The organism is Methylobacterium sp. UNCCL125, from assembly GCF_900116795.1.
Classification (GTDB): Bacteria; Pseudomonadota; Alphaproteobacteria; order Rhizobiales; family Beijerinckiaceae; genus Methylobacterium; species Methylobacterium fujisawaense.
The window spans coordinates 63,260-83,081 of record NZ_FPBW01000011.1 but is presented as its reverse complement, the minus strand read 5'-3'; the positions used below and the strand labels follow the sequence as shown (position 1 = coordinate 83,081).

The 19,822-nt window shown below is 68.9% G+C and carries 20 protein-coding genes; 8 read left to right on the top strand and 12 right to left on the bottom strand.

Annotated features, from left to right (window positions below):
* Positions 1 to 2 precede the first annotated feature (2 nt).
* The gene (locus BM396_RS12975) at positions 3 to 1,157 is read right to left on the bottom strand and encodes a pyridoxal phosphate-dependent aminotransferase (protein WP_043380711.1); all 1,155 of its coding nucleotides are present in this window, start codon (positions 1,155 to 1,157) and stop codon (positions 3 to 5) included.
* A 210-nt stretch (positions 1,158 to 1,367) separates the two neighbouring features.
* Here BM396_RS12975 and BM396_RS12970 point away from each other — a divergent pair, with 210 nt between their 5' ends.
* The 4 genes from BM396_RS12970 to aat all read left to right on the top strand — a co-directional run bounded on the left by BM396_RS12970 (position 1,368) and on the right by aat (position 5,001).
* Positions 1,368 to 2,150: a DsbA family protein gene (locus BM396_RS12970; protein WP_043345940.1), complete on the top strand. Its 783-nt coding sequence runs from the start codon at positions 1,368 to 1,370 to the stop codon at positions 2,148 to 2,150.
* 157 nt (positions 2,151 to 2,307) lie between these two features.
* The gene (gene accB, locus BM396_RS12965; protein WP_043345938.1) at positions 2,308 to 2,781 is read left to right on the top strand and encodes an acetyl-CoA carboxylase biotin carboxyl carrier protein; all 474 of its coding nucleotides are present in this window, start codon (positions 2,308 to 2,310) and stop codon (positions 2,779 to 2,781) included.
* A 104-nt stretch (positions 2,782 to 2,885) separates the two neighbouring features.
* Positions 2,886 to 4,238, top strand: coding sequence for an acetyl-CoA carboxylase biotin carboxylase subunit (gene accC, locus BM396_RS12960; RefSeq protein ID WP_043380714.1), 1,353 nt, complete (start codon positions 2,886 to 2,888; stop codon positions 4,236 to 4,238).
* A 79-nt stretch (positions 4,239 to 4,317) separates the two neighbouring features.
* Entirely contained in the window at positions 4,318 to 5,001 is a 684-nt protein-coding gene (gene aat / locus BM396_RS12955; RefSeq protein WP_043345931.1) for a leucyl/phenylalanyl-tRNA--protein transferase, read from the top strand.
* 66 nt (positions 5,002 to 5,067) lie between these two features.
* Here the strand turns inward: aat and BM396_RS12950 are convergent, their stop codons facing one another.
* Positions 5,068 to 5,433: a hypothetical protein gene (locus BM396_RS12950; RefSeq protein ID WP_043345929.1), complete on the bottom strand. Its 366-nt coding sequence runs from the start codon at positions 5,431 to 5,433 to the stop codon at positions 5,068 to 5,070.
* A gap of 69 nt (positions 5,434 to 5,502) precedes the next feature.
* Positions 5,503 to 5,709 carry a DUF2842 domain-containing protein gene (locus BM396_RS12945; RefSeq protein WP_043345928.1) on the bottom strand — a complete coding sequence of 69 codons (207 nt, stop codon included), beginning with the start codon at positions 5,707 to 5,709 and terminating at the stop codon, positions 5,503 to 5,505.
* Between the two features lie 186 nt (positions 5,710 to 5,895).
* On the opposite strand from BM396_RS12945, the gene BM396_RS12940 reads away from it, so the two are divergent.
* The 4 genes from BM396_RS12940 (at position 5,896) to BM396_RS12925 (ending at position 10,835) form a co-directional block, all read left to right on the top strand.
* The gene (locus BM396_RS12940; RefSeq protein WP_043380715.1) at positions 5,896 to 6,999 is read left to right on the top strand and encodes a COX15/CtaA family protein; all 1,104 of its coding nucleotides are present in this window, start codon (positions 5,896 to 5,898) and stop codon (positions 6,997 to 6,999) included.
* Between the two features lie 150 nt (positions 7,000 to 7,149).
* Positions 7,150 to 7,833 carry a PAQR family membrane homeostasis protein TrhA gene (locus BM396_RS12935; protein WP_043345925.1) on the top strand — a complete coding sequence of 228 codons (684 nt, stop codon included), beginning with the start codon at positions 7,150 to 7,152 and terminating at the stop codon, positions 7,831 to 7,833.
* A 140-nt stretch (positions 7,834 to 7,973) separates the two neighbouring features.
* Entirely contained in the window at positions 7,974 to 9,173 is a 1,200-nt protein-coding gene (locus BM396_RS12930) for a glycosyltransferase family 4 protein (RefSeq protein ID WP_043380717.1), read from the top strand.
* Between the two features lie 144 nt (positions 9,174 to 9,317).
* Complete coding sequence (locus BM396_RS12925; protein ID WP_043380719.1) at positions 9,318 to 10,835, top strand: undecaprenyl-phosphate glucose phosphotransferase; 1,518 nt, start codon at positions 9,318 to 9,320, stop codon at positions 10,833 to 10,835.
* Between the two features lie 42 nt (positions 10,836 to 10,877).
* Here the strand turns inward: BM396_RS12925 and BM396_RS12920 are convergent, their stop codons facing one another.
* From BM396_RS12920 to BM396_RS12880, 9 genes are all read right to left on the bottom strand, one after another.
* The gene (locus tag BM396_RS12920) at positions 10,878 to 11,231 is read right to left on the bottom strand and encodes a hypothetical protein (RefSeq protein ID WP_078947280.1); all 354 of its coding nucleotides are present in this window, start codon (positions 11,229 to 11,231) and stop codon (positions 10,878 to 10,880) included.
* A 212-nt stretch (positions 11,232 to 11,443) separates the two neighbouring features.
* On the bottom strand, positions 11,444 to 14,014 hold the full coding sequence (locus BM396_RS12915; RefSeq protein ID WP_091994826.1) for a TonB-dependent receptor: 2,571 nt from the start codon (positions 14,012 to 14,014) through the stop codon (positions 11,444 to 11,446).
* Between the two features lie 247 nt (positions 14,015 to 14,261).
* On the bottom strand, positions 14,262 to 14,900 hold the full coding sequence (locus tag BM396_RS12910) for a hypothetical protein (protein ID WP_043348195.1): 639 nt from the start codon (positions 14,898 to 14,900) through the stop codon (positions 14,262 to 14,264).
* A 13-nt stretch (positions 14,901 to 14,913) separates the two neighbouring features.
* The gene (locus tag BM396_RS12905; RefSeq protein ID WP_043348198.1) at positions 14,914 to 15,807 is read right to left on the bottom strand and encodes an ABC transporter permease; all 894 of its coding nucleotides are present in this window, start codon (positions 15,805 to 15,807) and stop codon (positions 14,914 to 14,916) included.
* The gene (locus BM396_RS12900) at positions 15,804 to 16,553 is read right to left on the bottom strand and encodes an ABC transporter ATP-binding protein (RefSeq protein WP_043380722.1); all 750 of its coding nucleotides are present in this window, start codon (positions 16,551 to 16,553) and stop codon (positions 15,804 to 15,806) included. The genes BM396_RS12905 and BM396_RS12900 overlap by 4 nt, the downstream gene beginning before the upstream one ends.
* On the bottom strand, positions 16,550 to 16,792 hold the full coding sequence (locus BM396_RS12895; protein ID WP_043380724.1) for a hypothetical protein: 243 nt from the start codon (positions 16,790 to 16,792) through the stop codon (positions 16,550 to 16,552). The genes BM396_RS12900 and BM396_RS12895 overlap by 4 nt, the downstream gene beginning before the upstream one ends.
* Complete coding sequence (locus tag BM396_RS12890) at positions 16,792 to 17,226, bottom strand: cupredoxin domain-containing protein (protein WP_081948588.1); 435 nt, start codon at positions 17,224 to 17,226, stop codon at positions 16,792 to 16,794. The genes BM396_RS12895 and BM396_RS12890 overlap by 1 nt, the downstream gene beginning before the upstream one ends.
* Positions 17,227 to 17,293: 67 nt before the next feature.
* A complete protein-coding gene (locus BM396_RS12885) occupies positions 17,294 to 18,277 on the bottom strand; it encodes a YVTN family beta-propeller repeat protein (RefSeq protein ID WP_043348205.1) in 984 nt (327 codons plus the stop codon).
* 121 nt (positions 18,278 to 18,398) lie between these two features.
* The gene (locus BM396_RS12880) at positions 18,399 to 19,670 is read right to left on the bottom strand and encodes an ABC transporter substrate-binding protein (protein ID WP_043380727.1); all 1,272 of its coding nucleotides are present in this window, start codon (positions 19,668 to 19,670) and stop codon (positions 18,399 to 18,401) included.
* Positions 19,671 to 19,822 lie beyond the last annotated feature (152 nt).

Here is a 19,822-nt window from a genome sequence, read left to right as displayed (position 1 = left end):
CCTCAGCGCAGCCAGGTCTTCAGCCGCGACACCGCTTCGCGGCACTCGGCCTCCGAGCCCGCGAACGAGAACCGGACGTGGTGGTGGCCGAGATCCGGGTCGAAATCGAGACCCGGCGTCGCCGCGACATCGGCCTCGTCCAGCATCCGCCGGCAGAAATCCGAGGCGTCGTCGGTGAGGTTCGAGACGTCGGCGTAGAGGTAGAAGGCGCCGTCGGCGGGATGCACGCGGCCGAGGCCGAGGGCCGGGAGCGCGTCCAGCAGGATCGCGCGGTTGCGGGCGTAGCCGTCGCGCACGGCGTCCAGTTCCTCCGTGGCGTCGAAGGCCGCCAGCGCACCGACCTGCGAGAGGTAGGGCGCCGAGATGTAGAGGTTCTGCGCCAGCCGCTCGATCGGGCGGACCAGCGCCTCCGGCACGACCATCCAGCCGACTCGCCAGCCGGTCATGCAATGGTATTTCGAGAAGGAGTTGATGACGACCGCGTCGGGGTCGAAGCGCAGGGCCGTGACCGTGGGCAGGCCGTAGCTGAGGCCGTGATAGATCTCGTCGGAGATCAGCGGCAGGTCGAGGATGCGCGTCGCCGCGCAGAGATCCTGCAGGGCGGCCTCCGTGATCACCGTGCCGGAGGGATTGGCCGGGCTCATCACCAGCGCCCCGGCGACCGGCGCGCGGGCATGGGTCTCGCGGAGCAGGGCGGCGGTCGGGGCGAAGCGGTCCTCGGCGCGCAGCACCATCGGCGCCGGAACGAGGTCGAGGGCCGTCAGGATGCTGCGATAGGCCGGGTATCCGGGCTGCGGCACGGCGACCCGGTCGCCGGAATCGAACAGGCTCATGAAGGCGAGGACGAAGCCGGCCGAGGATCCGGTCGTGATCACCACCCGCTCCGGGCTCACCGCGACGCCGTGCCGCTCGGCATAGTCCCGGGCGATGCGGGCCCGCAGGGCGGGCAGGCCGAGGGCCTCCGTGTAGGGGATGCGGCCGGTGGCGAGCGCCGCCTGCGCGGCCGCGATCACCGGGCCGGGCGCGGGGGCGGAGGGCTGGCCCACCTCCATCCGCACCACGTCGACGCCAGCCCGCGCCTTGGCGGCGGCGGCGGCCATGACATCCATCGCGAGGAACGGCTGGACTGCGGCGGCCCGCCGGGAGATCGGGGTCATGGCATCCCTCGCTGCAAAGTCGTCTGCGCCGCGCTGCCGGCGCGCCGGGGGTAGACCCTCGCGGCCCGCGCCTCAACCGGATGCCGAACCGGCAGCCGCGACCGATTCGATCGGCACGGGCAGGATTTGACCGGACGCCGCGAAAACGCCTAACCCAGCCCCTACCGCTCGCGCCACGCGCGGGCCGGCCTGCCGCGCAAGCGAGGATCCATGCCTTTCATCCGCCCCCTGCCCGCGCTGGTCCTGGCGCTCGGCCTCGTCGCCGTCCCCGCCCTCGCGCAGACCGCGACGCCCCCCGCCGCGCCCTTCACGGACGCGCAGCGCGCCGGCATCGAGGCGATCGTCAAGGACTACCTGATCAAGCATCCCGAAGTGCTTCAAGAGGCCCTTGCCGAGGCTGAGAAGCAGCAGGCCGAGACGCAGCGTCTCGCCCAGGCCGCCGCCTTGAAGGAGTCGCGCGAGGCGCTGCTCAACGGTCCCCACGATGTCGTCGCCGGCAACCCGTCGGGCGACGTCACGCTGGTCGAGTTCTTCGATTACAATTGCGGTTACTGCCGCAAGGCGCTGGCTGACGTCCAGACGCTGATCAAGTCCGATCCGAAGCTGCGGGTGGTGATCAAGGACTTCCCGGTGCTCGGCCCGGAATCGCTCGAGGCGAGCCAGGTGGCCATCGCGGTGCGCCAGCAGCTCAAGGGCGACAAGCTGTGGGAGTTCCACCAGAAGCTCCTGGAGACCAAGGGCCGGGTGAACGGCGCCCGGGCGATCCAGGTCGCCAAGGACCTCGGCGCCGACACGACCAAGCTCCAGAAGGACATGGCCTCCCCCGAGGTGAAGGCCGCGCTCAGCGAGAACCGCGGTCTCGGCGACCGTCTGGGCCTTTCGGGCACGCCGGCCTTCATCATCGGCGACGAGGTGATTCCCGGCGCGGTCGGCGTCGAGCCGATCCGCAAGACCATCGCCGACGTGCGCCAGTGCGGCCACGCCTCCTGCTGAGCTGACGGATCGACCCGACGGACCCCGAAGGCGTTCCGCGCAGCCTTGTCGCGCCGGGGCGCCTTCGTCTAAGAGCCGCCAGCCGCAGGGCCGCGGTGGAGGTCCAGGGCCGAGCCCGGATGGACGCACCGACGTGCCGCGAGACGAAGTAGGCCGGATGCCAAAGAACGACGCCATCGATCCCGAACTCGTGCGCGAGCTCGCCAACCTCGTCACCGAGACCGGCCTGTCCGAGATCGAGGTCGAGAAGGGCGACCTGCGCATCCGTGTCGCGCGGCGGCTCGAACCCGTGAATGTTCAGGTGGCGGCGCCCGCGCCCCTCGCGGCCGTGGCCCCGCCCCCGGCGGCGGCCGCGGCGCCGTCCCCCCTCGCCCCGGCCGAGCCGGCCCGCGCGCAGCCCGGCACCGTGCCCTCGCCGATGGTAGGGACCGCCTATCTCCGGCCCTCGCCCGACGCCAAGGCCTTCGTGGATGTGGGCTCGAAGGTCGAGGTCGGCGACAAGCTTCTGCTCATCGAGGCGATGAAGACCTTCAACGAGATCGTGGCGCCCCGCGCCGGCACGATCAGCGCGATCTTCGTCGAGGACGGTCAGCCGGTCGAGTTCGGCGAGGCCCTGCTCGTCATCACTTAGGACGTCCGCCGGGCGCTCACCGCTCCGTCCCGGACGATGCCGCAACTCAAGAGGATAGAGCATCCTGCGCGGTCCGGGATCGCCAGGACGCCCTAACGGGTCCGATGTTCGACAAGATCCTGATCGCGAACCGCGGCGAGATCGCCCTGCGCATTCTGCGGGCGGCGAAGGAACTCGGGATCGCCACCGTGGCGGTCCACTCCACCGCCGACGCGGATGCCATGCATGTGCGGCTGGCCGACGAGAGCGTCTGCATCGGGCCGCCCGCCGCCCGCGACAGCTACCTCAACATCCCGTCGATCATCGCGGCCTGCGAGATCACCGGAGCGGATGCCGTGCATCCCGGCTACGGCTTCCTCTCGGAGAATGCCCGCTTCGCCGAGGTGCTGGCCCATCACCAGATCGGTTTCATCGGCCCCAAGGCGCAGCACATCCGCACCATGGGCGACAAGATCGAGGCGAAGCGCACGGCGCTGAAACTCGGAATCCCCTGCGTGCCGGGCTCGGAGGGCGGGGTCGAGGATCCCCATGAGGCCAAGCGCGTCGCAGCGGAGATCGGCTACCCGGTCCTCGTCAAGGCGGCGGCCGGCGGCGGCGGCCGCGGCATGAAGGTCGCGCGCACCGAGGCCGAGCTTGAGCAGGCGATCGGCATGGCCCGGTCCGAGGCCAAGGCCGCCTTCGGCGACGACGCGGTCTATCTCGAAAAGTACCTGGAGAAGCCCCGACACATCGAGGTGCAGGTGCTGGGTGACGGGCGCGGCGGCGCCGTCCACCTCGCCGAGCGCGACTGCTCGCTCCAGCGCCGTCACCAGAAGGTGTGGGAGGAAGGCGGCTCGCCGGCGCTCAACGAATCGATGCGCGCCGAGATCGGCGGCATCTGCGCCAACGCCATGAAGGAACTCGGCTATCTCGGCGCCGGAACCGTCGAGTTCCTGTACGAGGACGGCCGGTTCTACTTCATCGAGATGAACACCCGCATCCAGGTCGAGCATCCGGTGACCGAGATGATCACCGGAATCGACCTCGTCATCGAGCAGATCCAGGTCGCCTCGGGGGGGGCGCTCTCGGTCAGCCAGGCGGACATCAAGGTCGAGGGCCACGCCATCGAGTGTCGGATCAATGCCGAGCACCCGGAGACCTTCCGGCCTTCGCCGGGCGAGATCACCCATTATCACACGCCGGGCGGCCTCGGCGTCCGGGTCGATTCGGCGGCGTTCCAGGGCTACCGGATCCCGCCGAACTACGATTCGCTGATCGGCAAGCTGATCGTCCATGGCCGGACCCGCAACGAGTGCCTGATGCGCCTGCGCCGGGCGCTGGACGAGTTCGTGATCGACGGCATCGACACGACGCTGCCGCTGTTCCGGACGCTGGTCCGCAACCCGGACGTGCAGAACGGCCTTTACGACATCCACTGGCTGGAGCATTTCTTGGAAGACGGCGGCATGAAAGCCTGACCGGACCGGGGCGGGGCTGCGGCGACCGCTCCACGCGCGGTATCTGGTCTTCGCGCCGGCCGCGCGCGACACTCACGGCATGCACGATTCCGCCCGCGTGGACATCACCCCCGAGATCCTGCTGAAGGCCTACGCGGCGGGAATCTTCCCGATGGCGGAGGACGCCGACGACCCGACGCTTTACTGGGTCGAGCCCAAGGCGCGGGGCGTGTTGCCCCTCGACGCGTTCCGCGTCCCCCGGCGCCTCGCCCGGACGGTGCGGTCCGACCAGTTCGTGGTCCGCTGCGACACCGACTTCGAAGCTGTGATCGACGGTTGCGCCGCGCCGCGCCGGGACAGCGAGCGCACCTGGATCAACGCACGGATCCGCGAACTCTACGGCGCCCTGTTCGATCTCGGCCATGTCCACACGGTCGAGGTCTATGCGGGCGCGGACGGGCGGCTCGTCGGCGGCCTGTACGGCGTCTCGCTGGGGGCGGCCTTCTTCGGCGAGAGCATGTTCCACGAGGTGCGCGACGCCTCGAAGGTCGCCCTCGTCCACCTGATGGCCCGCCTCCGCGCCGGGCACTACCGGCTCGCCGATACCCAGTTCGTCACCGACCATCTCACCCAGTTCGGCGCCGAGGAGGTGCCGCGGCACGTCTACAAGCGGCGGCTCGCCGAAGCCCTCGATCAGGTCGCCGACTGGAACGTCTGGCCCGGCGACGGCTCGATGCCGGGCGCGCGGGTCCTCGAGGCTCTGGAATCTCCGAACCTGCCTTAAAGTCGAGATCCCAGAGGATCCCGGTCGAGATGCCAGGCGTCGGAGCGGACGATCCGGAGGCCGGCGTCAGCGCCGGCGCCGGTGCCGGTAGCCGGTCGAGAACGAGGCGTACTGCCGGCCGCGCGCGGACCGGTAGCGCCGGCGGCGGCTGGTGCTGGCCTCGGCCGTCTCCTCCACCTGCGGGATCGGCTCTGCCATGGCGGCCGCCGGGGTGGCAGCCGTGGCGACAGCGGTGTCGGCCGAGGCGTAGCCGCCGGCGACGTTCTTGGCCGCGGGGCCGAACATCGCGAGGCACTGATTGTAGGCGAGGTCGTTCTTCAGGCGCTCGCATTCACCGATGGAGCGCGGGGTCCCCTGAGCCAGGGCCGGCAAGGGCGCCAGCATCACGACGAGGGCAGCCAGAGGCGTAAGGCATAGGGACGGGCGGTGCACGGAGCGGGATCTCGAGCGGGAACGGGCAGGCTTGTGATCCCCGAGTGCGGCAAAATCGAGGGATCGGCGTCAGCGATCGGGCCGCTCCATCCACCGGATCAGCGGCATCAGCGGGAAGATCCAGGCGATCCCGAGAATCGAGTAGATCACCGCCTGCACCGGCGCGGGCGTCTCCGCGATGCGGCTGTCGGCCAGGGCCATCGCCAGCGGGCCGTAGAGGCAGACGAAGGCGAGGATCACGAGGGTGCCGATCAGGGTTCGGGTGCGGCGGCGCATTGCTGTGTCCGTGGCCTCGCGGCCGGCGCTCCCGGCGCCGACCGGGGACGGCTACCGTCCTGTGATCCGGTTGGCAACGCGCCCGCTGACGCGGGCTGCGGCGCCGGCGCCGTTGCTGGGCGGTCGGACATCCCCTAACCCGAAGGCGGCGGCCGGGGCATCCCGGCATCCGCGGAAGGGACGGGCATGGACATGAGTGGCGCGGGCGACCGGCGGTCGGGGGCGGTGCGGACCTGGCTCTACGTGGTCGCGGCCATGGTCGTCGCCATGGTGGCGGTCGGCGGCGCGACGCGTCTGACCGGGTCCGGCCTGTCGATCACCGAGTGGCGCCCCGTGACCGGGGCGATCCCCCCCCTCACCGAGGCCGACTGGGCCGCCGAATTCGCCAAGTACAAGGACACGCCGCAATACAACATCCTCAACCAGGGGATGGGATTGTCCGCCTTCAAGGTCCTGTATGGCTGGGAATGGGGCCATCGCCTCCTCGGCCGGCTCATCGGCCTCGTGTTCTTCCTGCCGCTGATCGTGTTCTGGTGGCAGGGCCGGATAAGCCGGCGTCTCGGATTCGGGCTGCTCGGTCTCGGCGTGCTCGGCGGCCTTCAGGGCGCCATCGGCTGGATCATGGTCGCTTCGGGCCTCCAGCCCGGCATGACCGCGGTGGCCCCGCTCAAGCTCGCCCTGCACCTCACCACCGCCAGCCTGATCCTGGCCGGCCTCGTCTGGCTGGCGGCGGGCGAGCGCCGCGGCGTCCTGGCGCCGGTCCCGGCACGCCTGCAGGCGACCGCGATGGTGCTCCCGATCCTGGTGCTGGTGCAGATCTTCCTCGGAGGGCTCGTCGCCGGCTCCCATGCCGGCCTCGTCTTCAATACCTGGCCCACCATGGACGGCGCTTTCGTGCCGCCGCTGGACAGCCTGTTCGCGATCCGGCCCTGGATCGAGAACTTCGTCGACAACCACGCCCTGGTTCAGTTCGACCATCGGGTGACGGCCTATCTGGTCTTGGTCGTGGCGATCCTTCACGCCATCGACGCCCGCCTCACCGGGCCGGCGAACGCGGCCGGCCGCGCCAACGGTGTCGTGATCCTCGTTCTCGCCCAGATGGCGCTTGGAATCGCGACGCTGCTCCTCGCCGTTCCGCTCTGGGCGGCGCTCGCGCATCAGGTGCTGGCCATGGCCGTGCTGACGATGGCGACAGTCCATGCCCGGATCAGCCGGGGATCCGGCGTAGTGATGCCGGCGGCCGCGGAGCCGCCCCTGGGGTTCGAGGGGCTGGCGAGAGGCCGGATCTAGGCTATCGTGCGGTGCGGCCATCGTGCTGCGCTGCACGAGACTTTTACCGCTTTTAGTGGAACCTTGGGATAACTCCGCATCAGCAATCTGCACGGGGAACGACTTAGACTTCTCAAGCTTTATGCTGCAAGCGTTGCAGGAGGCTTCAAGATGTCTCTCGCGGAAGATGGCCGACCCCTCTCCCTGACCTGGCACTACACGCCGCGGGAGATCGTGGCGGATGGCGTGATCCACGGCCTCGGCGTTCTCCTCGGTTTCGCCGGTGCGGTAGCCCTGGTGGCCACGGCGGTCACCACACATCTCGGGCTCGGGGAGCGGGCGGCAGTCGTCGTCTACGCCGCGGCACTGGTCCTGATGCTCGGCGTCTCTGCCCTCTACAACCTGTACCCCGTGAGTCCGCGCAAATGGCTGCTCCGCCGCGCCGACCACGCCCTGATCTACCTGATGATCGCCGGCACCTACACGCCGCTGGTCGCCCTCGTGGGTTCGGGGATCCGAGCCTATGCGCTGCTGGCGATCATCTGGGTGGTGGCGCTGATCGGGATCGCGGTGAAGCTCCTCCTGCCGGGCCGGTTCGATCGGCTGTCGATCGGCCTCTACCTGCTGCTGGGCTGGAGCGGCCTGCTCGCGTACGAATCCGTCATCGCAGCGCTCCAGCCCACGGCTCTGTGGCTGCTGGGCATCGGCGGGGCGCTCTACTCCATCGGTGTGATCTTCCACATCTGGCGGACCCTGCCCTTCCAGAACGCGATCTGGCACGGCTTCGTCCTGGCCGCGGCGGCCTGCCATTACGGGACGATCTGGGCCAGCCTGAACGGCGCACCGCTGACATAGGGCGGGATCGGTTGCGGCCCCGCACGTAAAACTCCGCTTACCGTCCCGACCGAAAGGTCGAGCCCCCCGATCCTGCTTTAAGTGTCCCGCGACCACCGGTGGATCATAACCTGGGAACTTATATTCCCGGGAGCTGAACCATGGTCCCGAAGTCGAACGCCCCTGGCAGTGCTGAGCGTTACCGGATCCTTCACGTGTTCCGGGCGCCCGTAGGCGGCCTGTTCCGGCACGTGATGGATCTCGCCCGCCTGCAGGCCGCCGCGGGCCATCAGGTCGGGATCGTCTGCGACGCCACCACCGGCGGCGAGCGCGCCGCGGGAGCCCTGGCGGATCTGCTGCCGATCCTGGATCTCGGCCTCCTCCGCATCCCCATGCGCCGCAATCCGCATCTGTCGGACTGGTCTTGCCTCCGGCACGTCGCGCAACGGGCTGCCGCGGTCGGCGCGGAGGTGCTTCACGGTCACGGCGCCAAAGGCGGTGTCTATGCACGCCTTGCCGGGGCGGGCCCGGCGATCCGCGCGTACACCCCGCATGGCGGCAGCTACAATTACCGTCCGGGCACTGGGCTCCACCGTCTCTACATGGGGGCTGAGGCGATGCTGGCCCGCCGCACCGACGCGTTCCTGTTCGAGAGCGAGTACGTCGCCGGCCGGCACCGGCGCTTCGTCGGCGGTCCCGAGCGTGTGACGCGGATCGTGCACAACGGCATCGCCGAGGCCGAGTTCGCACCCCTGGACCGCGTCGCGGAGCCCTTCGACCTGCTCTATGTCGGCGAGCTGCGGGAGGCCAAGGGTCTGCCCTATCTGCTCGAAGCCCTGGTCCGGCTCCGCGCCGAGGGCCGGGCGCTGCGCCTGCTGATGGTCGGCTCGGGCCCGGATGCCCAGAGCCTCCGCGAGACCGTGGCACGCCTCGGTCTCGCCGATGCGGTGGCGTTCGAGCCGCCCCAGGCGATTCGCTCCGTGCTCGCCCGCGGACGGATCCTGGTCGTCCCGTCGCTGGCGGAATCGCTGCCCTACGTCGTGCTGGAAGCCGCGGCGGCGGCGCAGCCCCTGGTCGCCACCCGAGTCGGCGGCATACCGGAGATCTTCGGTCCGGCCGCATCCGATCTGGTCTCGTCCGGGGATGCGGGCGCGCTCGCAGACGGCATCCGGCGCGTCCTCGACGCCCCACCCGATGTGCTCGCCGCCCGGACGCAGAGCCTCAGCGCATCGATCCGGCAGCGCTTCTCGCTGGAGCGCATGGGCAGCGAGGTGATCTCCGGCTACGCCGCGGCCTTCGAGGCCCGCGCGCAAAGCCGCAAGCCTGCCCCCGGTGAGATCGCTGGAGCCCGGACCGCCTGAGCTCGGTCGCAGGGACGTGATGCGCCGGGGCTTGTGCGTCGCAGTGGAAAAAGCCGCGACAGCCTCGCCCTTAAGTCTTCAATCAATGCCCCGTGCCAAGCTCCGTTCGAAGTGGCGGCTGCAGGGCTCGGGGGGAGCCGATCGATGAGCGCGTTCGATATTCGCGATCTTCTCGACGCCGCCGTGCCGATGGAGGCCTCTTCGGCGCCGGCTCGTGACAGCGCCCCCCTCGCCGAGGCTGCGGTTCCCGGGCCCACGGCGATCTCGCCCGTCGTCGTGGCCGGGCTGGTGCGCGCGCTGGAATGCGCCTTGATCTTCGGCCTCGGTACGCTCCTGCACGTGCTGATGCTGCGCGGTCGCGTGCCGTTCGGTCTGACCTATGCGGGCGTCATCGGGATGATCGCCGTGACCACCGTGACGCTGATTCAGGCGTCCGGCGGCTATCGGATCGCCGCCTTCCGGAGCTTCTTCAGGACGGCGATCCGGCTGATCGTGGCGTGGTCGCTGACCTTTCTGATGGTCGCCACCGGCCTCGTGCTGGCCAAGGTGGCCGACCATTACTCGCGCCTCTGGCTGGGAACCTTCTTCGGCGCCGGACTCGCGATGCTGCTGGTCGGGCGCTTCGTCCTCTTCCGGATCATCGACGCCCAGACCCGGGCCGGTCGGTTCGACCGGCGCACCGCCATCGTGGGCGGCGGCCAGCCCGCGGAAGCCCTGATCGCCGCCCTGGAGACACAGAGCGAGAGCGGCATCCGCATTGTCGGCGTGTTCGACGACCGCAACGCCGATCGGTCATCGGACGTGGTGGCGGGGCATCCGAAGCTCGGCAATGTCGACGACCTCGTGGCCTATGCGCGGCACGCCCGGCTCGACCTGATCGTCTTCACGATCCCGATCACCGCGGAGGCGCGGATCCTCCAGATGCTCGCCAAGCTCTGGGTTCTGCCGATCGACATCCGGCTCTCGGCCCACGCCGCCAAGCTGCGCCTGCGTCCTCGCAGCTACTCGTATCTGGGGTCGGTTCCGGTGCTCGACGTCTTCGACAGGCCGATCGCCGATTGGGACGTGGTGGTGAAGGCGGTATTCGATCGGTGCGTCGGTCTGATGATGCTTCTGGCGCTGTCGCCGCTCATGCTGGTGATCGCCCTTGCCGTGCGCCTGACCTCCCGCGGGCCGGTCCTGTTCCGGCAGAAGCGCCACGGCTTCAACAATGAGCTGATCGAGGTCTACAAGTTCCGCTCGATGTACGTGGATCAGTGCGACGCCGGCGCCGCCAGGATGGTCACGCGGGGCGATCCGCGCGTGACGCCGGTCGGCCGCTTCATCCGCAAGACCTCGCTCGATGAGTTGCCGCAGCTGTTCAACGTGCTGAAGGGCGACCTGTCGCTCGTCGGCCCACGCCCGCATGCCCTTCAGGCCAAGGCCGCCAACACCCTGTACGATCAGGTGGTCGACGGGTATTTCGCCCGCCACAAGGTCAAGCCCGGCATCACCGGCTGGGCCCAGGTCAACGGTTGGCGCGGCGAGACCGATACGTCCGAGAAGCTGCAGCGGCGCGTCGAGCACGACCTCTACTACATTGAGAACTGGTCGGTGCTGCTCGACCTGCAGATCCTGCTCACCACGCCCTTCGCGCTGTTCAAGACCGAGAACGCCTACTGAGCGGAGGGGCCGGCACCCGAGCGGAGCCGGCCACGGGTGCCGCTACGGCAAGGCGCCCGCCTTCTCCTTGGCCTTCATGATCGTGTCGCGGCAGCCCTGAGCGTCCCCGGCCTTGTCCTGCTGGCTCGCCTGCGCGACGAGCTTCTTGGCCTCCTCGACACCTGCAGCCGTGGGCTTCACCGCGGCATCCGACTCGGTGAGCTTCGGCGGCGTGTCGAGCGCCTTGGGCGAGTTGGACGAGGTTGGGCCGCCGGGCGGCGTCTTGCCCGTTACTGCGACGGCGCCGGCGCTGTCGAGCCGCCTCTGCAGCGTAGAGACCTCGTCGGCGCACGGGGTCGCCAGGGCCGGCGTGGCGGCCGCCAGGGCCAGGGCTGCAACGGCGAAACGCATGATCATCAGGATGAAACTCCACGGTGTCGGATTGCGGCCGGCGCTGACATCCCGTTCCTGAGCGGATTGTGACGCGCCGGCGCGGCTACCGGGGAGACGCCGGGCAGACGGGCCCGTTCCCGAGACAGGAGGCCGCATGCAGGGCCGCGAAACGCGACGGGCGCCCCGCGCGGCCGGTCGGCCGCGGGAGGCGCCCGCTTCTGGACACCTGGGACGGATCAATACTTCCGGATGATCGGCTCCGGCGACATCGGCACGGGGTCGGCACCGAAGGCGTAGCGGATGCCGGCGTAGACCGAGAACGGCTGCGCCAGGGTCGTGGTCCGCGGATCGCTGATCCGCAGGTTGCCGGCCACCGCGCCCGGCTCGGCAAAGGTGCCGAACGTGGCGTAGCGGTTGTTGGTCAGGTTGGTGATCAGGCCGAAGACCTCGAGGTTCTTCGTCACCTGATACTTCGTCTGGAAGTTCAGCACGTAGTAGGGCGGCAGCTTACGGTTCAGGTTCGACTCGTCGCCGCGGAAGTAGGACGAGGAGAAGGCCTGGAGGTAGAGGCCGAACTGCCAGTTGGGCGTGACGAAATAGTCGAACCCGGCCTTGATCTGATGGGTCGGCACCAGCGGCACGATGTTGCCCTTGCGGACCTGGATCGCGCCGTCATCCGCCAGCGGGTTGTTGGGCGACGACAGGGTGCCGTTGAACTGGAAGGTCGCGTCCACCAGCGCGTAGTTGGCGTAGACCCGCAGGTAATCCGCCGTGTACTCGCCGCCGACCTCGATGCCCTGCCGCTGCGTCGACGGCACGTTGACGAAATAGGCGCGGGCGGTGTTGCCGGGGGTGGCCAGCGACAGGATGTCGTTGGCGAGGTCGGTGCGGAAGGCGCCGATCTTGTAGGTGATGATGCCGCCGTCATAGGTGTTCGGCAGCTGGCCGCGGAAGCCGACCTCGTAGGTCCGCCCGGTGACCTGCTTGAGCGGCGGGTCGGCCACCAGCGAGTTCGGCAGCAGGCACGGCCGGTCCGGGTTGGCGCAGGCCAGTTCCAGCGGGGTCGGGGCGCGGTTCGACTCCGAATAGCTGCCGTAGAGGTTCAGCGCGTCGAAGAACCGGTAGGTCAGGCCGGCGACCGGGTTGATCTTGTTGAAGTAGTGCGTGCCGGTCACGTCCGGCGAGAAGCCGGTGAGATCCTCGCTCTGGATGCGCGCGAAGTTGAGCCGGGCACCGGCGGTCAGCGACAGCCGGTCGGTCACGTCGAGCGTGTCGAGGGTGTAGAGGCCCATATAGAGGTTGGAGCCGTTGACCGAGCTCGGCGCGATGCCCAGCGCGCCCGCGGTCCGCAGCTGCGGCGTGCCGAGGCCCGGGATGTTGCCGTAGAACGGGTTGCTCGGATCGGTGGTGATCGACAGGTTCGGGTTGATCACGCCCAGGGTGCTGGACGACTTGAACGAGTAGTTGGCCGCGTCGATGCTGCCGCCGACCACGAACGTGTTGGACAGGCCGAAGATCCGGTCGCGGTTGGCCGCCTGCAGCGAGCCGCCGAAGCCGGTGGCTTCCGTCCGGGTCGTGTCCAGCGTGCCGTACGGGATGCCCGCCCGGAACGGGATCCGCTGGTTCTGCTGGCCCAGGATCAGGAACTGGTTGCGGAAGGCGTTCTGCGACTGGCCGGCAGCCGGGCTGAAGCCGTCATCCTCGAAGCAGAGATTCCCGCGGAAGCTCGACCGTGTACTGCAATTCTCGAAGTTGCCGTCGTTGCCGTCGACGTAGGTCTGGCTGAAGCGGCGGAAATAGGCGTTGCCGGCGAGATCCCAGGTCGGCGAGATGTCCACCCGGCCGGTGAGCTGGAGGGTGCCGACCTCGGTGGTGGTGGTCTGCGGGTAGGTGAAGATCGCCCGCGGGTCGCGGTGGGTGAAGTCCACCGGGGTGGCGGCGGCTGCGCCGAAGAAGCTGCGGGCGGCGAGCCCGATCAGGTGGAACTCCGAATCCTGAGAGCGGTAGCCGATGTCGCCGTAGATCCGGCCGATCGTGCTCGGGCTCTCGTAGCGCCAGCCGCGGTCGTTCAGGCCGTCGCCGGTGAAGTAGACGCTCCAGGGGCCGGAGACCTTGCCGTATTCGAGGTAGCCGGCGGTGCGTGCGTCCGAGCCGCCCCAGGCCGAGATCTCGGTGCCCTGCCAGGTGAAGCCGTTCTTCATCTGGATGTTGACCGCGCCGCCCAGCGCGTTGAGGCCGAAGACCGGGTTGCCGGTGACGACGTCGATCCGCTGGATCGCCTGCGGGGGGATCAGGTCGAAATTGACGATGTCGCCGAAGGCTTCGTTGATGCGCACGCCGTTCTGATAGACGGCGAGCCCCTGCGGCACGCCCTGGACCGGCGAGGCCGTGAAGCCGCGATAGGTGATGTCGACGCGGTTGTTGTTGCCCTGCGAGTCGGAGACGTTGATGCCAGGGGTGCGCCGGGCCAGCGTCGTGGTCAGGTTGTTGCTGGCGCGATCGATGGTGAGATCGCTGGCGGTGACCGACTCGACGGTGCTGGGGATCTTGTAAAGGGGCTGCTCGGAGCCGCGCAGCCGCGTTCCGGTGCTCGGTCCCACCGAACCCGCCGGCGGCACCGGGCCGGGCCCGTTGAAGATCTGCGCCTGGCTCGAATTGCCGCCGCCGGACCCGACCGGCGACGTCGAGACGACGCTGATCTCGCCGAGCGTCACCGATTGCTGAGCCTGCACGGCGGTGGGGAGAACCGTCCCCGCCAGGACCGATGCTGACGCGACCAGGCTGCTCCGAAGCGCCCGAAGTGACATCCCCAACCCCCTCAAGACCGAACACATGCTCGTGACTTCCGAGCTTGGGTCTCTCTTGGCGGGTGCCGGGGACGCACACAATTGGTTCAAGAACACGCGAGCCGCGTTTCGGCTCTATTTCCGGTCGGAGCCAAGCTAAGCCGTCACGACGTGGTGAAACGGCAACAGTTTCGATAACGATCTCAGAGGCTTAGGGACGTTTCGGCAATGTGCCCGGGATGAATCGGCAAGAGGAGGCCGAACGCTGTCAGAGTCGCGCCTGGATCAGGCGGGCGAGCTCGCCGAGCCGCTGCTCCAGCAGCTGTGGAACCTCGCAGACATAGGTCAGTGACTGGCTTCGCTCCTGGAAGATCCGGCGATCCCAGGCGAACTTCGTCTCCAGCTCGGACTGGTCCTTGGGAAGCTCGGTGGCGTCCGAGGCGCTCGGCGCGTCCTTCACCTGGCTGATCTTGTCGGCCTCGTCGCGGATCCGCTCGGCCATCCGGCGCTGCCCCTGCGCGTAGCGCGCGATGCCGCTGACCACCTTGTCCCGCTCGCCGTTCAGCACCTCGAACACGCCCGCGAAGACGCGCGTCAGGGCCTTGTCCTTCGCGTCCTTGTCGGACCCGAATTTCTCCACGAACGTGTCGAGGAGCGGCCCAACCTGCGACAGGTCCGTGCGCCGGGAGGCGATTTTCTGCGCCAGGACCGCCGCATCGTTGTCGCTGCCCCAATCGCCGGCCGCCGCGACGTCCGGTCCGGTCCAGAACTGGCCGGCGCTCAGGGTGGCGACCTTGCGCTGGACGCAGGGCCAATTCGGGTCCGGCTTCGGCTGAGCCAGGGCGGGGCCGGAGAGAAAGGCCAGCCCCAGCACCGGGCCGAGGATGCGGGTGAGGAGGACGTTCATCAGGCAGGCTCCATCAGGTGTTGTCGCCGGCCGGGCCGCCGCGCCGGGCCATGATGCCGCGACCGGGATCGTAGGCGACCACCGCCATGCCGAAAAAGGCGAGCCCCACGCCCACCACCACGGCGCAGGCGACCGGCTCGAACTGGACGTAGAGGGCGTAGCGGACGAGCTGGACCGCGTGGCTGAACGGGTTCAGCTCACAGATCCAGTACAGGGTCTCCGAGGATTCCCGAATCCGCCACAGGGGATAGAGGGCCGAGGAAGCGAAGAACATCGGGAAGATCACGAAGTTCATCACGCTGGCGAAGTTCTCGAGCTGGCGGACCAGCGAGGACAGGAACAGCCCGATCGCCCCGAGCATGAGCCCGGTGGCCAGGAATGCCGGGAGCGCCGTGAGGTAGCCGAGCACCGGGATGTCGCTTTCCCAGAAATAGGCCACGGCGAGGAACGCGTAGGCCTGCACGATCGAGACGGCGACGCCGGCGATCAGCTTGGCAAGCAGCAGCAGCCAGCGCGGATAGGGCGAGGTCAGCAGCACCTTCATCGAGCCGACTTCGCGGTCGTAGACCATCGACAGGGACGACTGCATGCCGTTGAACAGCTGGATCATCACGGCGAGGCCCGGCACCACGTAGACCTCGTAGAGCACGTAGGTCTGGTAGGGCGGCTCGATGGACACGCCGAGCGTGTTGCGGAAACCCGCCGCGAAAATGAACAGCCAGACCAGCGGCCGGACCAGCGCCGAGAAGAACCGCTCCTTCTGATTGAAGAAGCGCAGCAATTCGCGGCGGACGATGCCGCCGAGGCAGATCAGGTAGCCCACCGCGTCGAGGCGACCGATCCGTTCCGTCTGGCTCCGCGGCGGGGCGGCGCCGATCCGTGTGGCGAGGGGTGTCGGATGGGTCATGCCGCCGCCCTCCCCGGTTCGGCCACGAGGCGGCGGAACGCGTCGGCGAGCGCCTCGCCGGGCATGCCGATCTCGCCGGCCCGTCCCCGGGCGACGATCCGGCCCCGGTGCAGGACCACCGCATCGTCGTCGTCCGCGATCTCCTCGAAGATGTGGGTTGCCCAGAGCACCGACAATCCCTCCTCCCGCACCAGGGCGCGGACGATCGCCACGATGTCGGCCCGCGACTCGAGGTCGAGTCCGACGGTGGGCTCGTCGAGGAGCAGCAGGTCCGGGCGATGGATCAGCGAGCGGGCGATCTCGATGCGGCGCGACTGCCCGCCCGAGAGCGTGCGCACCTTGTCGTGGCGCCGATCCGCCAGACCGACGCGGTCGAGGAGTTCGCCGACCCGGACCTTGGCGGCGTTGCGGGTGATGCCGTGCAGGCTCGCATGGTAGAGAAGGTTCTGCTCGACGGTGAGATCGGTGTCGAGGGTGCGGGCCTGGAACACGACGCCGAGCCGCGCCAGCGCCCGGGACGGCTCGCGATCGAGGGCGTGGCCGAAGATCGAGACCCTCCCCGTCTGGTTGTTGTAGAGCCGGGTGATGACCGAGAACAGCGTCGTCTTGCCGGCGCCGTTCGGCCCCAGCAGCGCGGCGAAGTGCCCGCGCTCCACCGTGATCGAGACGTCGTCCAGCGCGGCGCGGGCGCCGAACCGGTGGCCGACATGCTCGATCAGGAGGGCCGCCGCCTCGGATGCGCTCATCGGCCCAGGACCTTCCGGGCGTCGGACACGGCGTCGAGGCACTCGTCGAACTCGCCCTCCTTCTGCTCCCGCTCGGCCACCCGCAGGGCCTTCTTGAGCTTCGGCACGGCCGCCTCCGGCGGATTCAGCGCGAGGGCGTCGCGGATCATCGTGATGCCTTCGGCACAGGCGGAGGCATCGTCGGCCGCGAAAGCCGGACCGGCAGCGAGGAGGCAGGCGGAGAGCAGGAGGATGCGCATCACTTCACCGTCAGCGTGCCGGTCATGCCCTTGGATTCCAGGCCGCGCGCCGCCCAGGTGTAGGTGCCGGGCTTGATCGCCACGAACTCGATGGCGATCTCGCCGGGATCGTCGAACTCCAGGTGATCGGGCGGTCCGCCGCCGTGGATCTCCTTGTGCTCGATCACGATCTGGTTGAACCAGATGTAGCGGAAGAACTCCGGCGCGTAGAACTTGTATTCCTGGCGCCCCTTGGCGACGATCCGCAGCCGGTAGGCCTTGCCGGATTCAAGGGTGATGTCCTTGTTCTCGACCACGAAGTCGTTGCCCTGATCGTCGCCCAGGACGAGGTCGGTCAGGTTCTCCCGCTTCTTGGTCAGGTCGAGGGCACTCGCCGGGGCTGCGGCGAGCAGCCCTGCCAGGCCGAGGGCCGCCGTTCGAAACATGCGCGTCATGTCGTGTTCCACCCTAGGGCCGCTTCGCGCGCGGCCGTCCTCGCTTGGCGCCCGGAGGTCGCGCGGATCAGTTCGGCGAGATCGCCACGCCCCAGGGCAGGAGCCCGACCGGGATGCTCTTCACCACCTTCTCGGCGGCCACGTCGATCACCGAGACGTCGTTTGAGGTGCCGTTCGTGGTGAACAGCATCTTCTGGTCCGGCGTGAAGGCCAGTTGCCAGACGCGCTGGCCGACCGGCAGATACTTCTCGACCTCGTAGGTCTTGGCATCGATCACCGCGACGCGGTTGGCCGGACCCAGGGCGACGAAGGCCTTGCTGCCGTCCTTGGTGATCCGGATGCCCACCGGCTGGATCGCCTCGTCGTTCACGCTCGGGATCTTGAAGGTGATCTTCTTGATCACCCGGCGCTGCGCCACGTCGATGACGCTCACCGTGCCGCCGACCTCAGCCGAGACCCACAGGTACTTGCCGTCGGCGGTGAACTCGGCGAAGCGCGGCCGGGCATCGACCAGCACGTTGTCGATGACCTGGAAGGTCTTCGTGTCGATGAAGTGGGCCATGTTGGTGGTTTCGGAGGTGTTGACCAGGACCTTGCCGTCCGGCGACAGGCCCATCCCCTCCGGCTCGACACCCACCGGCACCTCGGCGAGCACCTTGTTCTTCTCGATGTCGATGATCGTGACCTGGCTGTCGTCCTCGTTGGCGACGTAGAGCGGGTTGCCGGAGGCATCGAGGATGAACTGCTCCGGATCCGGCCCGGAGCGCAGCGAGCGCACCACCTTGCCGGAACTCGTATCGAGCACGTCGATCCGGTCGTCGTCGCTGGCGCAGACGTACACCTCCTTGCCGTCCTTGGAGACGGTCACGCCGCGCGGGCGCCGCCCCACCTTCCAGGTCGCCGTCACCGCCATGGTGTTGGTGTCGATGACGCTGACCGAGTTGCCCTTCTCGTTCGTGACGTAGGCGGTGAAGGCGGCGGCCGGACCGCACAGGGCGAACCACGCCCCAAGGGCGATCCCACTCAGACATGCCTCGACGGGGCGGCTCATCCCAATTCCTTCCCTTGCGGCTTCCCGGCGTCCTCGGCGGACGTTCTCTCCGGTGGTTTGTAGTGCGATTCCCGCGCGTTGCGAGGGCCTTGGCCGCTCTCCATCGCCGCAGGCCGCGGGCCTACTTGAATTTGCAGGTGGTCTCCGGAAGGTCGACGCCCAGCGTATCGAGGGGCGTGCGCTGGTGCAGGAAGCCCTGCTCGGGCGCGACGGAGACCAGCGCCTTGGGCTGCACGACGATGATCGCTTGGCGCAACTGATGGTCCCAGGGCCGGAAACTCAGCGGCACGCCCTTGTAGGCCGGAAGGGTGAAGGCGGGATCGACGAGGTACGGGGCGATCACGGCCGGATCGTTGGTCTTCTTCGCCGTCACGGCTTCGCCGACCGTCCGCACCGCCGCCCAGGCTTGGTAATCCAGCGGGCGCATCAGCCGCGATGCGAGCCGGCGGAAGCGGTTCTGGGCCTGCGCGGCGCCCCAGGTCTCCAGGACCGGCGACCACGTCGTGGGCGTCAGCGCCTGCGTTCCGCCGACGGGCCGCGGATCGACGGTGCGGTAGGGAACGTAGTCGCCCCAGTCGCCCTCCTCATCCGCCACGACGGCCATGTCGTAGTCGAGGCCCCGGGTGAAGACCATCGCCTCGGCCCGGGTCGGCGTGTCGCCGCGCGCCTTGGCGAGCGGGCCGAAGGTCCAGGGCTTCTCGGCGGTGATCTTCAGCGCGAATTTCCGCGCCGAATTGCGCATCGCGTCGGCGTAGGCCTTGTCGGCCTCGGTCGGGCCGACGATCAGGAAGAGCTTCCGCCAGCGCATCACGGTCAGGTACTGCGCCAGGGCATCGGTCAGCATCGCCCGGGACGGCAGGATGTGGAACACGTTGGCGCGGCAATCGGCGCCGCGCAAACGGTCGTCGGCCGCCCCCGCGTTGAGGATGACGGCCCCCGTGTCCTTGATTGCGTCCGCGACCGCCAGGACGGAATCTGCGGGGAGCGCCAGGACGAGGTAGCGCACCCCGTTGCCGATCAGCGTCTTGGCGGCCGCCACGGCGTCCGGCTTGTCGTCCGTCAGCGCCACCTCGTCGAGGACGTAGGACTGCTTGGTGAAACGGCCGGTGGTGTTGCTGTCGGCGATGCCCATCTTGGCACCGGCCAGGCCCTCGTCCTCGGGCGCCGCCTCGGCATCGTAGGAGGACGGCGCAGGCTGCGGCCGGTAGATCAGGCCGATATGGGTCTCGATCCCCTGCGGGGCCGCGTGCTGGGCCGGTTGCGCCGCCGCAGCCGGGGCTTGGTCCTCTGCCCATGCCGACGGGGGAGCCAGGGCCAGCGCAACGAGGGCCGCGCGCAGCCAAGCCGGGCGCGTCGGAGGCCGGAAGACGGTGTCGGGTGCAGGATGATGCATGTGGGCGGCCTCTATCAGCTTCCGCTCTGGCCGCTCAACCGCGGCGTGTCGTCCCGACGTTCACGTTGCCGTCGTGGGATAGGTGGACGCGGAAGTACATTGCCAAATTGTCCCTTCGCCCGACCTATGGCGGGAACGACGCCGCCGATACG

What these genes read in the sequence shown, in the direction of transcription:
- BM396_RS12975 (WP_043380711.1), bottom strand. Translation starts at nt 1,157, where the DNA reads ATGACCCCGATCTCCCGGCGGGCCGCCGCAGTCCAGCCGTTCCTCGCG.
- BM396_RS12970 (WP_043345940.1), top strand. Translation starts at nt 1,368, where the DNA reads ATGCCTTTCATCCGCCCCCTGCCCGCGCTGGTCCTGGCGCTCGGCCTC.
- accB (WP_043345938.1), top strand. Translation starts at nt 2,308, where the DNA reads ATGCCAAAGAACGACGCCATCGATCCCGAACTCGTGCGCGAGCTCGCC.
- accC (WP_043380714.1), top strand. Translation starts at nt 2,886, where the DNA reads ATGTTCGACAAGATCCTGATCGCGAACCGCGGCGAGATCGCCCTGCGC.
- aat (WP_043345931.1), top strand. Translation starts at nt 4,318, where the DNA reads ATGCACGATTCCGCCCGCGTGGACATCACCCCCGAGATCCTGCTGAAG.
- BM396_RS12945 (WP_043345928.1), bottom strand. Translation starts at nt 5,709, where the DNA reads ATGCGCCGCCGCACCCGAACCCTGATCGGCACCCTCGTGATCCTCGCC.
- BM396_RS12940 (WP_043380715.1), top strand. Translation starts at nt 5,896, where the DNA reads ATGGACATGAGTGGCGCGGGCGACCGGCGGTCGGGGGCGGTGCGGACC.
- BM396_RS12935 (WP_043345925.1), top strand. Translation starts at nt 7,150, where the DNA reads ATGTCTCTCGCGGAAGATGGCCGACCCCTCTCCCTGACCTGGCACTAC.
- BM396_RS12930 (WP_043380717.1), top strand. Translation starts at nt 7,974, where the DNA reads ATGGTCCCGAAGTCGAACGCCCCTGGCAGTGCTGAGCGTTACCGGATC.
- BM396_RS12925 (WP_043380719.1), top strand. Translation starts at nt 9,318, where the DNA reads ATGAGCGCGTTCGATATTCGCGATCTTCTCGACGCCGCCGTGCCGATG.
- BM396_RS12920 (WP_078947280.1), bottom strand. Translation starts at nt 11,231, where the DNA reads ATGATCATGCGTTTCGCCGTTGCAGCCCTGGCCCTGGCGGCCGCCACG.
- BM396_RS12915 (WP_091994826.1), bottom strand. Translation starts at nt 14,014, where the DNA reads ATGTCACTTCGGGCGCTTCGGAGCAGCCTGGTCGCGTCAGCATCGGTC.
- BM396_RS12910 (WP_043348195.1), bottom strand. Translation starts at nt 14,900, where the DNA reads ATGAACGTCCTCCTCACCCGCATCCTCGGCCCGGTGCTGGGGCTGGCC.
- BM396_RS12905 (WP_043348198.1), bottom strand. Translation starts at nt 15,807, where the DNA reads ATGACCCATCCGACACCCCTCGCCACACGGATCGGCGCCGCCCCGCCG.
- BM396_RS12900 (WP_043380722.1), bottom strand. Translation starts at nt 16,553, where the DNA reads ATGAGCGCATCCGAGGCGGCGGCCCTCCTGATCGAGCATGTCGGCCAC.
- BM396_RS12895 (WP_043380724.1), bottom strand. Translation starts at nt 16,792, where the DNA reads ATGCGCATCCTCCTGCTCTCCGCCTGCCTCCTCGCTGCCGGTCCGGCT.
- BM396_RS12890 (WP_081948588.1), bottom strand. Translation starts at nt 17,226, where the DNA reads ATGACGCGCATGTTTCGAACGGCGGCCCTCGGCCTGGCAGGGCTGCTC.
- BM396_RS12885 (WP_043348205.1), bottom strand. Translation starts at nt 18,277, where the DNA reads ATGAGCCGCCCCGTCGAGGCATGTCTGAGTGGGATCGCCCTTGGGGCG.
- BM396_RS12880 (WP_043380727.1), bottom strand. Translation starts at nt 19,670, where the DNA reads ATGCATCATCCTGCACCCGACACCGTCTTCCGGCCTCCGACGCGCCCG.